At 74.2% G+C, this 14,298-nt stretch carries 13 protein-coding genes; 9 read left to right on the forward strand and 4 right to left on the reverse strand.

What is annotated here, in order from left to right:
- Nucleotides 1–250: 250 nt before the first annotated feature.
- From AC529_RS15895 to AC529_RS15930, 8 genes are all read left to right on the forward strand, one after another.
- Nucleotides 251–1,189, forward strand: coding sequence for an SPFH domain-containing protein (locus tag AC529_RS15895; RefSeq protein ID WP_068758119.1), 939 nt, complete (start codon nucleotides 251–253; stop codon nucleotides 1,187–1,189).
- Between the two features lie 9 nt (nucleotides 1,190–1,198).
- The gene (locus AC529_RS15900) at nucleotides 1,199–1,441 is read left to right on the forward strand and encodes a type II toxin-antitoxin system antitoxin (RefSeq protein WP_068758121.1); all 243 of its coding nucleotides are present in this window, start codon (nucleotides 1,199–1,201) and stop codon (nucleotides 1,439–1,441) included.
- Nucleotides 1,442–1,949: 508 nt separating this feature from the next.
- Entirely contained in the window at nucleotides 1,950–2,498 is a 549-nt protein-coding gene (locus tag AC529_RS15905; protein WP_068758123.1) for a globin family protein, read from the forward strand.
- A gap of 202 nt (nucleotides 2,499–2,700) precedes the next feature.
- The gene (locus AC529_RS15910; protein ID WP_068758125.1) at nucleotides 2,701–4,383 is read left to right on the forward strand and encodes a DEAD/DEAH box helicase; all 1,683 of its coding nucleotides are present in this window, start codon (nucleotides 2,701–2,703) and stop codon (nucleotides 4,381–4,383) included.
- A 595-nt stretch (nucleotides 4,384–4,978) separates the two neighbouring features.
- Nucleotides 4,979–6,802 (forward strand): outer membrane protein assembly factor BamB family protein, encoded by a 1,824-nt coding sequence (locus AC529_RS15915; protein ID WP_068758127.1) that lies wholly within the window; start codon nucleotides 4,979–4,981, stop codon nucleotides 6,800–6,802.
- A gap of 173 nt (nucleotides 6,803–6,975) precedes the next feature.
- Nucleotides 6,976–7,959: an LLM class flavin-dependent oxidoreductase gene (locus AC529_RS15920; protein WP_068758129.1), complete on the forward strand. Its 984-nt coding sequence runs from the start codon at nucleotides 6,976–6,978 to the stop codon at nucleotides 7,957–7,959.
- A 336-nt stretch (nucleotides 7,960–8,295) separates the two neighbouring features.
- Nucleotides 8,296–8,904, forward strand: coding sequence for a hypothetical protein (locus AC529_RS15925; protein ID WP_068758132.1), 609 nt, complete (start codon nucleotides 8,296–8,298; stop codon nucleotides 8,902–8,904).
- A 94-nt stretch (nucleotides 8,905–8,998) separates the two neighbouring features.
- A complete protein-coding gene (locus AC529_RS15930) occupies nucleotides 8,999–9,403 on the forward strand; it encodes a four-helix bundle copper-binding protein (RefSeq protein WP_068758134.1) in 405 nt (134 codons plus the stop codon).
- A gap of 74 nt (nucleotides 9,404–9,477) precedes the next feature.
- Here the strand turns inward: AC529_RS15930 and AC529_RS15935 are convergent, their stop codons facing one another.
- Together AC529_RS15935 and AC529_RS15940 are read right to left on the reverse strand one after the other, a co-directional pair.
- Nucleotides 9,478–10,428 (reverse strand): CPBP family intramembrane glutamic endopeptidase, encoded by a 951-nt coding sequence (locus AC529_RS15935; RefSeq protein ID WP_068758136.1) that lies wholly within the window; start codon nucleotides 10,426–10,428, stop codon nucleotides 9,478–9,480.
- Nucleotides 10,429–10,561: 133 nt separating this feature from the next.
- On the reverse strand, nucleotides 10,562–11,218 hold the full coding sequence (locus AC529_RS15940) for a CatB-related O-acetyltransferase (protein WP_068758137.1): 657 nt from the start codon (nucleotides 11,216–11,218) through the stop codon (nucleotides 10,562–10,564).
- A gap of 194 nt (nucleotides 11,219–11,412) precedes the next feature.
- Here AC529_RS15940 and AC529_RS15945 point away from each other — a divergent pair, with 194 nt between their 5' ends.
- Nucleotides 11,413–11,838: a hypothetical protein gene (locus AC529_RS15945; RefSeq protein WP_068758139.1), complete on the forward strand. Its 426-nt coding sequence runs from the start codon at nucleotides 11,413–11,415 to the stop codon at nucleotides 11,836–11,838.
- A gap of 14 nt (nucleotides 11,839–11,852) precedes the next feature.
- Here AC529_RS15945 and AC529_RS15950 read toward each other — a convergent pair whose 3' ends face one another.
- On the reverse strand, nucleotides 11,853–12,080 hold the full coding sequence (locus AC529_RS15950; RefSeq protein ID WP_068758141.1) for a hypothetical protein: 228 nt from the start codon (nucleotides 12,078–12,080) through the stop codon (nucleotides 11,853–11,855).
- 1,200 nt (nucleotides 12,081–13,280) lie between these two features.
- Nucleotides 13,281–14,270 carry a helix-turn-helix transcriptional regulator gene (locus AC529_RS15960; RefSeq protein WP_083948333.1) on the reverse strand — a complete coding sequence of 330 codons (990 nt, stop codon included), beginning with the start codon at nucleotides 14,268–14,270 and terminating at the stop codon, nucleotides 13,281–13,283.
- Nucleotides 14,271–14,298: the final 28 nt, after the last annotated feature.

Consider the following 14,298-nt stretch of genomic DNA (forward strand, 5'->3'; position numbering starts at 1 on the left):
GGGCCGCGTGCGGGAGGGGCGGAGCGTCGCGCCGCCGCGGGCGGCGGGGTGTCCCACCGTACCCGCCGCCCCGGGCGCCCGAACGGCGGGCGGCCCGGCACGCGCTCCCGGGCCGCCCGGCATCCCGCCCTTCGCCGGAGCCGCGCGGCCGCGCCCGTTGTCCGCGACCGGCCGGGCCCGGCCGGACTAGAAAAAGTGATATCACAATGCTAGATTCAAGTCATCACCATGACAGTGAAAGGACGCAGTGATGAACCAGGAAGCCGTCTCCGCGGTGGAGATGCCCGAGCCCCGGGTGCGGGAGCGCGTCACCGACGGCCTGCCGGGCCTGCCGATGGTCCTCCTCGCCCTGGCCGTGCTGCTGGCCGGTGCGGCCGCGGCCGGCCTGGGCCTCTACACGGGGGCCGGCACCGGCATGGACGCGGGCGCGGTGGCCCTGACCGTCGCGGGCCTGCTGCTGGTCCTGCTCGGGCTCCTCCTCGCCTGCGGGCTGACGATCGTCGCCCCCAACGAGGCGCGGGTCGTCCAGTTCTTCGGCCGCTACACCGGCACCGTCCGCACCGACGGGCTGCGCTGGGTCAACCCGCTCAGCACCCGCAAGCCGGTCTCCACCCGCATCCGCAACCACGAGACCGCCGTCATGAAGGTCAACGACGCCGACGGCAGCCCCATCGAGATCGCCGCCGTCGTGGTCTGGCAGGTCCGCGACACCGCCCGCGCGGTCTTCGAGGTCGACGACTTCGTCCGCTTCGTCGGCACCCAGACCGAGGCGGCCGTCCGGCACATCGCCAACAACTACCCCTACGACAACCACGACGGCACCGACCGGCTGTCCCTGCGCGACAACGCCGACGAGATCACCGAGAAGCTCTCCGCCGAGATCGCCGAGCGCGTGGAGTCGGCGGGCGTGCGCATCATCGAGTCGCGGCTGACCCACCTGGCCTACGCCCCGGAGATCGCCCAGGCGATGCTCCAGCGCCAGCAGGCGGGCGCGATCATCGCCGCGCGCCAGCGCATCGTCGAGGGCGCGGTCGGCATGGTGGACCTGGCGCTCAACCGCCTGGCCGAGCAGGACGTGGTGGACCTCGACGAGGAGCGCAAGGCCGCCATGGTGAGCAACCTGCTCGTGGTGCTGTGCGCCGACCGCGCCACCCAGCCGGTCGTCAACACGGGAACGCTCTACTCGTAAGGTTGTCCGGTGGCAAGTGAGCGCAAGAAGATCCTGCTCCGGCTCGACCCAGCGGTGTACGACGCGCTCGCCCGATGGGCCGGCGACGAGCTGCGCAGCACCAACGCCCAGATCGAGTTCCTGCTGCGCCGCGCGCTGACCGAGGCGGGCCGCATGCCCGAGCGGGCCGGGGCCCTCCCCCGGCGGGGCCGCCCCCGCAAGAAGCAGGACGCCTCCCAGCCGCCGCCCCCCGCCGACGACCCCCGCCCCTGAGCCCGAAGACCCCGCCCGGACCCCGCCCGGCCCCCGTGCCCGGCGGGGTCCGGGCGTGTGCGGCGCCGGTCGGCCGCCGACCGCCCCGCGGTGATGTCTGTCACAGGAGGAGGCGGGCGCGACTCCGCGGACGCGCCGCATCCCGCGACTCCGCAGTGTGTCCGAACCGCTCCGCAGGGTGTGGGAAAACGGGGGCGGGAGGCGGCCGAAACGGCGAGCGCCAGGGTCCAAAGTCCCGAAGGGCTGCGGAACAGTACCCGCCCGGAAAAAGCCCCACGGCCCCCTCGGAGCCCCCCGGTGAAACCCGCATGAAGCGACGGTTTAAAGTGTTCCCGAAATGCTGTCCTGCCAGGTGACAGGGGCATCGAAGGAATTTTTCCATCCATTCTCCAGAGTTGGAAGAAATGGATTGTCCATGTTTTTTCGGTCTCCTTCCGTGTTTTTGTGGAAATACGCGGAAGTGGCGCCGGGAAACTTCTGGCAGGGGGGAACAGGAGGGAAGAGCGTTATGACCGTCATGGCGACCCGCGAACCGCCCCGCCCCGACGCCCGGATCGTCAGCCAGGTCCAGCGGCTCTGCGAGGACCTGCTGGCCCAGCCCGAGGTCCTGGCCGAGCACCTCTACGACCACCTGTTCCGGCTCCTGCCGGGCTGCCGGGAGCTGTTCCCCGCCGACATGGGGGTCCAGCACGTCCGGATGGCCCAGGTGCTCGTCCAGGTCGTCCGCCACCTCGACAAGCCCGACGACGACACCTGGCAGCGCCTGCGCGAGCTCGGCGCCTACCACTACGTCCGGTGGGGGCTGGGGCTCGAGGAGTACCGCTGCGTGGGCCACGCCCTGATCGAGGCGGCCCGCGACATCTCCCTGGAGTGGGTGCCCTCGGTGGGCTCGGCGTGGGTCACGGTCTACGAGTGGATCGTCTCCGCCATGCTCAGCGGGGCGGAGGAGGCCGCCCGCAGCCCCGAACGGCACCGGAGCGGGTATCCGGCCGCGCGCGGCAGGCATGCCGGTCCTCGTTCGGGTGAGGGGAGTGGTAAACCTACAGTGGCTTCTTGATTGGGCGGTCTTCTCCGCGCCCCCGCCGAGGGTGGGCGCGGATGTCCCTGATTCCCGGTTCTTCCGTGCCTCCGGGGTGCGGGGGCGGACCGTGCTGAGCGAGGGGTGGATCGCGCACGGTAAGGGGCCGTTGTGAGTACGGGGGCGAGGCGCTGGTGCCGTCGGCCGGCCCCGTGCGTCTGTTCAGCGACGAGGAGCCGCGATGAGCGAGAACACCACCACCGAGGAGCAGGTCGGCTTCGCCGATCTGGGACTGCGCGCGGAACTGCTGGGAGAGCTGGTCGACCTCGGCTACGAGGAGCCCACGGCGATCCAGCGGGAGGCGATCCCGCCCCTGCTGGAGGGCCACGACCTGCTCGGGCAGGCCGCCACGGGGACCGGCAAGACCGCCGCCTTCGCCCTGCCGATCCTGCAGAAGCTGCCCGACGGCGACCGGGGGGAGGCGCCCTCGGCGCTCGTCCTGGTGCCCACCCGCGAGCTCGCCCTGCAAGTGTCGGAGGCGCTGCACCGCTACGGCCGCGGCATCGGCGCCCGGGTGCTGCCGATCTACGGCGGCCAGCCCATCGGGCGGCAGTTGCGGGCCCTGGAGCGCGGCGTCGACGTCGTCGTCGCCACCCCGGGGCGGGCCCTGGACCACATCGGCCGGGGCACGCTCGTCCTGGACGACGTGCGGATGGTCGTCCTGGACGAGGCCGACGAGATGCTCGACATGGGCTTCGCCGAGGACATCGAGGCGATCGTCGAACAGGTCCCCGCCGACCGCCAGATGGTGCTGTTCTCGGCGACCATGCCCGAGCGCATCGACGCCATCGCCCGCCGCCACCTCAACGACCCGGTGCGGGTGCGCATCGCCCGCGAGGTCCCCGCCCCCGGCGAGGAGCCGAAGGTCCGCCAGAACGCCTACGTGGTGGCGCGCCCCCACAAGCCCGCGGCGCTGGGGCGCGTGCTGGACGTGGAGGCGCCCACCGCCGCCCTGGTGTTCTGCCGCACCCGCGACGAGGTCGACCAGCTCACCGAGACCCTCAACGCCCGCGGCTACCGCGCCGAGGCCCTGCACGGCGGCATGAGCCAGGAGCAGCGCGACCGGGTCATGGCGCGGCTGCGCAACGGGACCGCCGACCTGCTCGTGGCCACCGACGTGGCCGCCCGCGGCCTCGACGTCGAGCACCTCACCCACGTGGTCAACTACAACGTGCCCCCGGCCGTCGAGACCTACGTGCACCGCATCGGCCGGGTGGGCCGGGCCGGACGCGAGGGCGTGGCGATCACCCTGGTGGAGCCGCGCGAGCACCGGATGCTCAAGACCATCCGGCGCGAGACCAACGGCCAGATCAGCGTCGAGAAGCTGCCGACCGTCGCCGACCTGCACGCCCGGCGCATGGAGCTGACCCGCGCCGCGCTGTACGAGAGCCTCGTCGGCGACGACGCCGACCTCGACTCCTTCCGCGTCGTGGTGGAGCCGCTCGCCGAGGAGTTCGACATCATGGAGATCGCGCTGGCCGCGGTGAAGCTGGCGCACGAGGCCAGCGGCGCCGTCACCGAGGAGGAGGAGATCCCCGAGCCCGTCATCCGCCCCGACCGGGGCGAGCGCCCGGGGCGCGGGCGGCGCACGGGCCGCGGCGAGCGGCGCGGACGGGGGCCGTCGGAGGGCATGACCCGCCTGTTCGTCGGCATCGGCCGCAACGCCCGGGTGCGCCCCCAGGACCTGGTGGGCGCGATCGCGGGGGAGACCGAGCTGAGCGGGCGCGACATCGGCGCGATCGAGATCGCCGACCGCTTCTCCCTGGTGGAGGTCCCCGAGGCCAGCGCCGACGCGGTGATCTCCGCGCTGAAGAACAGCACCGTCAAGGGCCGCCGCACCGTGGTGCGCCGCGAACGCTTCTGAACGCACGCCCCGCCCGGCGGAGCCGCCCGCAGGGCGCGGGCCGCCGGGCTCCCCCGGTGCCGGCGCCGGGCGATTGCCCAGGTCACCCCGGCCCGCCGCACGCCGCTGCCCCGGGCGCGGGGCGCGGCGGGCCGGAGCTGTTTTCGGAATTCCCGCCCGGAAATCCGGCTCCCGCGGACGCAAAGGGATTTTCCGGCACCGCCGGATTGTGTTCCGCATCGATCTGACAGTGGTGGCGGACGAGAAATCCTCGTAAACTTCCGTCAGTAACCGGAGCGGTGGGAAAGACGACTGCCAAAGCCTTCCGTCCGGATGACGACCGCGGTTGTCGGAGTGGTCTCGGGAACGGTGAGCGGTTTCGACCTGCGGCCCCGCAAGGGCGGCGGCGGGGCCGACGGCCTGACGCGGGGACTCCGCCGTCCGCGCCCGCCTCCGCCAGTGGGAATTCACCGGTTTTTCGACGGTGGGGGCACCGAAACGGCAGAACCCCGAGCCGTCGCAGAATCCGCCGAGGAGCCGAACCGCCACCATGCCCGCCCCGTCCCCCCGCACACGCAATTGCGTCCGGCGTTTTCTGACCTGGACCGGCGTGGGGATGCTGGCGGCCGGCGCGCTGGTCGGCGCGCTCGTCCCCCTGCTCTTCGGCTACGGCCTCGGCCTCGGCCTGGTGCCGGTGCTCCGCGTCTTCTTCTGGGCGCTGGCCGCCCTGGCCGGCTGGCTGACGCTGCTGCAACTGCTGGAGCGGGTCCCCGAGGAGCAGCGCCAGGAGGCCGCCCGCCACCCCGTCCTGCTGGGCTGGTTCCTCGCCGCGGGGGCGGCGGGGATGACCGTGCTGGAGACGCCGCTGTGGCTGTTCGGCGCCGGACTCCCCGCCTCCGGGAGCACCCCCTGGCAGGCGGTGGGCTGGGCCGGGCTGGCCGCCTTGACCGGCGGCGCCGCCCTGGTGGCGGCGTTCGGGCGCAACCACCGCCCCCGGTGGGCCGGGGCGCCCCTGGCCGGACTGGCGTGCGGGACGGCGGCGGTGCTGCTGCTCGCCGCGGCGGGGTGGGCGGCCGCGGACCGGGCCCTGGTGTCGCACACCACCGCCGAGGCGGCCGCCTCCCGGCCGGTGCCCGCCACGGTCCGCAGGACCGCCTGGACGTGGCATCCCCCCGCGGGCACGCTCGTCCACCGGGTGCTGGGCACCGCCGTCGGCGCCGTGGCCGACGTCGGCGACGGAGTGGTCGCGCTGGACCCCGCCACCGGCCGGGAGGTCTGGCACTACCGCAGGCTCGGCGCCGAGGTGGACGCCAACGTCACCCCGGACGGCCGGACCGTCGTGCTCGCCTTCACCCTCCACGACCACCGCGGGGACTGGGACGCGCTGCTCACCCTCGACGCCGCCACCGGGCGGCCCCACGGCGACGCCCCGCTGCGCCTGGGCCGCCGGGACAACCGCGGACACGGCAGCGGCCGGCCGGGCCGCAGCGCCTCCGTCGACCTGCTCACCGCGGACGCGCGCATCCTGCTGGAGCAGGACGGCGGGGGCTGGCGGCTCACCGCGCGCTCCCTGAGCACCGACGAACGGGTGTGGGAGGCCCCGCTGGCCCCCGAGTGCCTGGTCGACCGCCGCCCCAGCACCTGGATCCGCACGTTCCCCGACACGGTGGTGGTCGCCCAGCGCTGCCACGAGGAGCTGGACGCCACCGCCCACCCCGGGGCGCGCTGGCCGCGCAGCCCCCGCTCCGGCGCCGGACAGGAGCTGCGCGGCGGCGTCAACCGGCTCACGGCGTTCGACGCGGCAACGGGCGAGCAGCGGTGGCGCACCGAGCAGCCGGAGGACGGGCCGGTCGGCCCCAACCCGGAGATCAGCTACCACCGCAACGGCCCGCGCTCCCACCTGTACCCGGTCACCTCCGACGGCTCGGTGGTCGCCGTGGAGAAGTGGGGCTCCGACATCCGCTACCTGGTGGTGGACCGCGCGACCGGCGAGGTGCTGGCCGAGGACCTCGACCTCACCGGGCACGACCACAGCGCCCACTTCACCGCGGACTCGGTGTCGGTGGTGCGGATCGACGACGAGAACGGCGGGACGCTGGTGCACGAGCGGCGGGCACTGGACGGGCGGCTGTTGCAGAAAGCCGAGAGCAGGGCCCCGTTCCCGCACGTGCTCGCCGGAACCGAGTGGGTGGACCTGGAGGGGGCCGCCGTCATGGTGCACCTCAGCAGGGACGCCGCCGCCGAGGGCGGCTACGACGTCGGGGTGACGCCGTGGGACGACGCCTCCGCCCCGTTCACCCTGCAACTGGAGGACACGGTCCCGCTCACCGGGATCCTGCGGGTCCGCCTGCTGCCCGTCCCGGGAGCGCTCCTGGTCTTCGAGGACGTCTCCGACTCCCCCGACGGGGAACCGGAGCGGCCGGTCTTCGGGCTGTACTGAGCCGCAGGCGAGGCCCCGGGCCCCGGGGCCGCCGCGAGAGCCGCCGGGTGGGGAGGCCCGGCCGCGGCCGGGCACGTGCGGAGGGGAAATATCCTGCTCGCGCCACTGTTGTAGACCGGACGGCCGGAGGAGCCCCTCCGTCCCTCCCCCGCGACGAAAGGCCCGTACCGCCCATGGCAGTCCCGCTCTCCATCCTCGACCTCGCGCACATCGGCACGGGAGAAACGGCGGGCGACAGCCTGAGGGCCAGCGTCACCCTGGCCCAGTGCGCCGAGGAGTGGGGCTACCGGCGGATCTGGTACGCCGAGCACCACAACATGCCCACCATCGCCTCTTCGGCGACGAGCGTCCTCATCGCCCACGTCGCCGCCCACACCCGCCGCATCCGCCTGGGCGCGGGCGGCGTCATGCTGCCCAACCACTCGCCGCTGACCGTCGCCGAGCAGTACGGCACCCTGGAGACCCTGCACCCCGGACGCATCGACCTCGGCCTGGGCCGGGGGCCCGGCGGCGACCACAAGACCGTGCAGGCGCTGCGCCGCGACGCCGCCTCCGTCGACCGCTTCCCCCAGGACGTGCGGGAGCTCCAGGGCTACCTCACCGGCGAGACCCGGGTCCCCGGGGTGAACGCCAACCCCGGCAGGGGAACCAACGTGCCGCTGTACATCCTGGGCTCCTCGCTGTTCGGCGCCCGCCTGGCCGCCGAGCTCGGCCTGCCCTACGCCTTCGCCTCCCACTTCGCCCCCGAGGCGCTGGGCCAGGCCGTGGCCCTGTACCGCCGCGAGTTCCGGCCGTCGGGCCAGTTGGACGAGCCGTACGTCATCGCCGCGGTCAACGTCGTCGCCGCCGAGGACACCGAGACCGCACAGCGGCTGTTCACCGACATCAAGCGGGCCCGGGTCGGCCTGTTCCTGGGGCGTACCCTCACCCCCGGGGAGGCCGACGCGGTCCTGAGCTCCCCGGTCGGAAGCCAGATCCTCACCATGGTCAAGTACACCGCCGTCGGCGGCCCGGCCCAGGTGCGCGACTACCTCGCCTGGTTCGCCGACCACGCCCGGGCCGACGAGCTGATCCTCACCTCCTCGGTCGCCGACCGCGAGGCGTGGCTGCGCTCCTACGAGCTGCTCGCCGACGCCTGGGACCTCGCCCCGGACTGACAGAGACGCCGGGCGGGCGCCGAAGGGCCGCGGGCGGCGCCGCCCGTTTCGGCGGGCAGCGCCGTTCGGGACGGCGTCCGCCGGACGCGCGGAAAACGGACGGAGCGGCCGCCCGCCGCGGGAATCCGACACCGTTCTTCCGAATGGTGCTCTTCATCTGACCTCCCGCCGGGAAAGGGAGCAGTGGCCGAATGCGGCCAGAAATTCCCACGCAACTGGTCGGAAAATAGGGGACCTGCGATTTCCCGCTTTCCACCCCCGGAGAGCGGACACGCCGAGCCGCAGTCCGGGCGGACGACGGTTTTCCGCGAAAAGAGCGGGGGAAGGAGGAGCGGTATGAATTCATCCCCCGTCTCCCCACCGATCCCGACGAATTCCGCACGGCCGCGGGGCGCGCTTCTCATGGTCGTGTTCGCGTTCGTCGGGGCGATGTCCGCCAGTTCCGCCCTCGCCGACACCATGTCGATGCTGCTCGCCCTCGGCGGCTCGATGCTGGCCACCCTCGTCGTCGTGGCGTTCACGACCCGCGCGGGGTTCTCCGGAAGCCACGAGCCCTCGGAACAGGGATGGCAGCGGGCCTGGTTCTTCCTGATCGGCGCCCTCCAGGTGGTCGCGGTCGCCGCGGCCGCGGCGACCCTCAACGCCCTCGGGCGCCCGGAGCTGCTCCCCGGGGCCGTCAGCACGGCCGTCGGCCTCCTCCTCCTTCCGCTCACCGTGGTGTTCCGCAGAGGGCTGTACCTGTGGACGGGACTGCTGCTGTGCGTGATCGGCGGTACGGGGCTCGTGCTGGCCCTGACCGGGAACGCGGAGCCGGCGCAGATCGCGGTCGGCTTCGCCGCCGCCGCGGTGCTGTGGCTGGCGGCGCTGCTCCTCGCCCTGACCGGCGGCGCGGACGCCGCGGCCGCGCCGGGCTCCGACACGGCCCCGCCCGCGGCGTCCGGTTAGGCCGCGGCCTGGCGGATAGCAGTGGTGTGGTGGGCCCGACGCCAGGCACAGCCCGGACGCGGGCTGGCGCCGGTCCCGGAGAGGAGAGACCGCCGTGAGCGTTGCCGGACAGATGCTGGAGACCTATCCCCAGAGCCTGGGCGGGGTCGACCGGGAGAAGCTGCGGGCGTGCATCGAGGCGTGCTTCGAGTGCTCCCAGGCGTGTACGGCGTGCGCGGACGCCTGCCTCAGCGAGGACATGGTCGCCGAGCTGACCACGTGCATCCGCACCGACCTGGACTGCGCCGACATCTGCGACACCACCGGACGGGTGCTGTCGCGGCACACCGGCTACGACGCCAACCTGACCCGCGCGGTCCTGGAGGCGTGCGCCCAGGCCTGCAAGGCCTGCGGTGACGAGTGCGCCCGCCACGCCGACATGCACGAGCACTGCCGGGTGTGCGCCGAGGCGTGCCGCCGCTGCGAGATGGTCTGCCGGGAGCTGATCGCCTCCCTGTGACCGCGGCGTCCCGCCGTGCGGCCCCGCCCCGGGAGAGGGGGGCAGGGCCGCACGGCTCCCGGCAGGCGCTCCGCCTAGGCCCGGGAGCCGGGCTCCTCCCCGGCAGCCGCCGGCTCCGCCGGCGCGGGACGGAACCCGCCGGTCGCCAGCAGGACGGCGACCAGCACGAGCGGGACGATCCACCCGCTCCAGCCGAGGATCGTCGCATGGACGGTGTCGACCGTCTCCCCGGCCCGCGCGAACGCGAAGGAGAACCCGATCGCGGCGTTGAACGCGCCGTGCGCGAGCGCGGCGGGCCACACCGAGCCGGACCGCACCCGCAGCCAGCCGAACACGGTGCCCACCACGACGCACATGCCGACCATCATGAGCAGGCCGAGCCACCCCGGGGCGCCGGGGTAGTTGTAGCCGAGCAGGACCAGCGGCGCGTGCCACAGCCCCCACACGACCCCGCTGGCCAGCAGCGCGGGCACGGCGCCGAACCGGTACAGGCGCGGCAGCAGCCAGCCGCGCCAGCCCAGCTCCTCGCCGAGCGCGGGAAGCAGGTTGAGGAACGCCCCGACGGCCACGGTCACGAGCTGCGCCGCCAGCAGCACCCAGACCGGGGGCAGGGCCTCCTCGGCGCCCAGCGCCTCCATCTGGGCGCTGACCTGCTCCCGGAACCCGGACAGGTGCACGAAGTCCGCCGGGTACACGCCGAGCGCGGCGCCGACGGGCAGGGCCGCGAGGATCAGGGCGACCGGGACGACCAGGGCGAGGGCGAGGTTGCCGACCAGGCGCCGGGCGGGCCGCAGCGGCCACAGGCCCAGCTCCCGCGCCCGGTGCTCGGGGCGCTCCACGAAGAAGACGACGGCCAGCGCCGCGATGCCGGGCGTGGCCATGACGGCGACGGCCAGCGGGTAGAAGAGCGGGTCCTCCAGCCCGTCGCCGAGCCACAGCGGCAGCGCCACCAGCCACGACAGCCCGAAGGCGAGCAGCAGGAACACGGCCAGGGGAAGGGCCAGGGGTCTGCGGTCGGGGGTCATCTCACGCTCCGGGGGTCGGTGGGCCGGTGCCGCCGGTACGGGGTGCCGGGCGGCCGGGGCGGGGGACACCCCGCCCCGACTATAGGAGGGCCCCGGCAGGCGGGTCAGACCGGGGTGTCCGCCCCGGCCCGCGTCAGACGTCCCGTTCCAGACCGTGCTCGGCGGCGACACGCGCGACGTCGGCGGGAGAGCCGGCCATGATGGTGCGGGCGTGCTCGGTCACCAGCTCGACGGGCCAGTCCCACCACGCGGCGCGGCGCAGCAGTGCGATGTCGGCGTCGTCGAAGCGCTGCCGGAGGGGCCGGGCGGGGTTGCCGCCGACGACCGTGTAGGGCGGCACGTCGGAGGTGACCACCGCGCCGGCCGCGACGACGGCGCCGTCGCCGATCCGCACGCCGGGCAGGACCGTGGACCGGTAGCCGAACCAGACGTCGTTGCCGACGACGGTGTCGCCGCGGCTGGGCATCGCCGCGACGAGGTCGAGGGTCCGCTCCGCCCACTCGCCGCCGAAGACGGTGAACGGGAAGGTGGACACCCCCGTCGTGGGGTGGGCGGCCCCGGCCATGAGGAACCGGGTGTCCGCGGCGATCGCGCAGTACCTGCCGATGACCAGCCGTTCCGGCCCGTAGGCGTAGAGCACGTTGCGCCGTTCGAAGTCGCTCGCCCCGTCGGGGTCGTCGTAGTAGGTGTACTCGCCCACCACGACGGTCGGCGAGGTGACCAGGGGTTTGAGGAAGACCACCCGTTCGTGTCCGGGGAGCGGGTGGACGGTTGCGGGATCGGGGGCCACGGGCGGGTCCTCTCTGCTCGGCGGGACGGCGGGGCGGGCGTCCGCGGGCCGGCTCCTTCCGCCTGGGCAGCCCGCCGACATCTTCCTACCCCGGCCTGCCGCGGAGGCGGGACGCTCTGGGGCCGTGCCCGCAGGAGCAGGGGACGTCCGCGTGGGACCACGCGACAGGAGAGGCCGTCGTCCATGATGGGGCCATGACCCCAGACCAGCAGCGTCCGGCTGTTCCGCTGTGGCGTCGGCCCCGCTGGCCGCTCGCCGCCGTCCTGGCGGCCGTCGCGCTCGTCCGGCCGCTGGCCTCCGTCGTCGGCCTGAGCGACGCGCTCGGCCGACCGGCGACCCCGGTGGTCCTCACGGCCGTCGTCTCGCTGGTGTGGATCCTCGCCGCCGGGCTCGGCAGGGTGCGCCACCCCGTGTTGACGCTCGTCGCCGCCGGACTGGGGTACGCGCTGGCCTCCCTGGTGCTGAGCGCGGTCCTGTCCCCGCTGCTGACCGGGACACTGCAAGGCCCCCTGGCGAGGCCGGCCGCGATCGTCCCGGTGCTCGCCGTCAACGCCCTGTGGGGCGCCGCCTGCGGGGTGTGCGCGCTGGGATTGCAGCGCCTGCGCGCAAGCCGCACCTGAGACTCGGCGCGGGCTCACCGCAGCAAGCGGGCCTCGGCGGCCGGGGCGATCCGGCGGGCGCGCCCGGCCACGTCCGGGCTGGGGACGAGTTCGTCGGCGCCCGCCTCGGCGTAGGCGGCGAAGCGCTCGGCGGGCAGGGCGGCGGGCCGGGGGAGCGGTCGGCAAGGACAGCGCGACGGCAGCCCGGTGGTCCCCCTCCGGGGTCGAACGGGAAACACCGGGGAGCCCTCGTGGGGCTGCACGTGGAAATTCCCGACGAGGAGCCGTGCGTTGACACGGGCCCCTCCTTCCGGAACCGGGGCCCGTCGGCGGCTTCCGGCCTGGTGCGGGGGCGGGATGCCGGTGGCCGGGCTCCTGGGAACGCGGCCGCGCTGCCGCTCCGCGACCGGGAGCCGGAGGCGTGCCCGCTGCACCTCAGCCTGCGGGCGGTGGCCGCCCGGCGTCTCGCCGCGGTGTCCTCGGCGGCACGGCACGGCACCGGGGCAGTTGAACGGATCTACGTCGTAAAGCCAAAGGCGTTGGGGCAGTACGGACTTCTGGCCCGGCCCGCGCACGGGCAGGACACCAGCCCTGCTGGAGTCGCGACGGCCGTCGGGCGTGTGGACGACGTCAAGGCCCCCGACAGTGCCGCAGAGAGGCGGGAAAGAGCGGGGAGGTGGAGGGACCGGCCGCGCGATTCGGTGCCCCAGCGGCCGACACGGGTTTCCGTGAACTTCCCTCGCGGCTCCGGCAGCGTGGAAAGGACCGTGGACCGTTGCGCCGGCGCTGCCGGAAGCATTGGCCGGAGCGACGAAACAGCAGGTGCGGTGGAGGAGGCCCGGAGCCGTTGAATGCCGTGAAGGCTTCGAGGGGGAGCGCCGAGACGGCCGGGGAGTGTTCACGGAAGATTTTCTGACCAGGCTTCGCTTTCGGCATTTTTGCGAATGCCGTAAGCATGCCGCCACGGACCTGCCCGATCGCGCGGGGGACGGGATTCCCCGGCCGTCGGTCAAGGGCGCCGGATGCGGAGGGCGGTGATGACCGCCGGTTCCCCGCAGGCCGTGTCTTCCGGACGGTCCTTCCCGATCCGGGCGGGCAGGGGAGTGGTGGGAACCGGGCTGAGGGCTGCCGTGGCGGCGCCCCTGGCCCAGAGGGCTGCCGGGCACCCGCTGCGGATCGTCCTGTGCGTACTGGCCGGGCTGGGCGGCGCAGCGTTGCTGTTGCAGCCTGTGGAACGGGTCCCGCCCGAGCAGCGCCGCACCTGCGTCGGCCGGTGGCCGTCGGTATCGTGGCGGCGGTTCCGGCCGCGCTCCTGGCGTGCCCGGAACGGCCCGTCCGGCTGCTCCACGGCCTCTCGGACAACACACTGCCCCGTCGCGTGGGCTGGGCCGGGTCGGCCGCGGTACTGCTCGGCGCGGCCGTGGGGGCCGCAGCCGGACGCCACCACCGGCCCGCCCCCGGGGTCAGGAACGGTCCCCGGCGCCCTGCCCCGGCCCGCCGGGCCCGGTGGCGCGCAGGAACTGCTCGGCGCGTTCACGCAGGTAGCTGCGGAACTCGGGCGGGTCGACCACGTGGAACTCCGCGCCGAGGGAGACCAGCAGCAGGGTCGGCCAGTCGAAGGTGTCGGCGTGCACCGTCAGACGGCACACCCCGCCGCCGAGCTCCTCGACCGTCCCCCAGGAGGCCGCCGTGCGCCGCACGTCGGCGGCGTCGGCGTGCACCTCCGCCACCACCCGGTACCGCTTGGGGAGGCTGCGGTGGCGCCGCCGCACGAACTCCGCCGCGTCCCCGCCGGGGATCTCCCGGGGGGCGAAGCGCGCGCCCGTGGCCCTCGGCTCGCGGACCCGGTCCACCCGGAAGGTGCGCCAGTCGTTGCGGCCCACGTCCCAGGCCACCAGGTACCAGCGGTGCCACAGCGGCACCAGGCGGTGCGGCTCCACCAGCCGCCGCGTCTCCTCCCCGTCGCGGGAGGTGTAGGCGAACCGCAGCATCTCGGTGTCGCGGCAGGCCTGCGCGATCACCGTCAGCGTGACCGCGTCGACCGTCGGCCCGCCGCCGGGGGTGGCGGGCGACGTGGAGGAGCACAGCGCCTCCACCCGGTTGCGCAGCCGGGGCGGCATCACCTGCACGACCTTCGCCAGCGCGCGCACCGACGTCTCCTCGATGCCCTCCACCGCGCCCTGGGCGGCCGTGCGCAGCCCCACCGCGATGGCCACCGCCTCCTCGTCGTCGAGCAGCAGCGGAGGCATGGCCGCGCCCGACCGCAACTGGTAGCCGCCCGCCACGCCCCGGGTCGACTCGACCGGGTAGCCCAGCTCCCGCAGCCGGTCCACGTCGCGGCGCAGGGTGCGTTCGCTCACTCCCAGCCGTTCGGCGAGCTCGCTGCCCGGCCAGTACCGGTGGGTCTGCAGCAGGGACAGCAGTCGCAGCATCCGTGTGCTCGTGTTCGCCATGACTCCAGAGTCCCGCACATTGGGGTCA

The sequence above is a fragment of the Thermobifida cellulosilytica TB100 genome, assembly GCF_001517975.1.
Taxonomy (GTDB): Bacteria; Actinomycetota; Actinomycetes; order Streptosporangiales; family Streptosporangiaceae; genus Thermobifida; species Thermobifida cellulosilytica.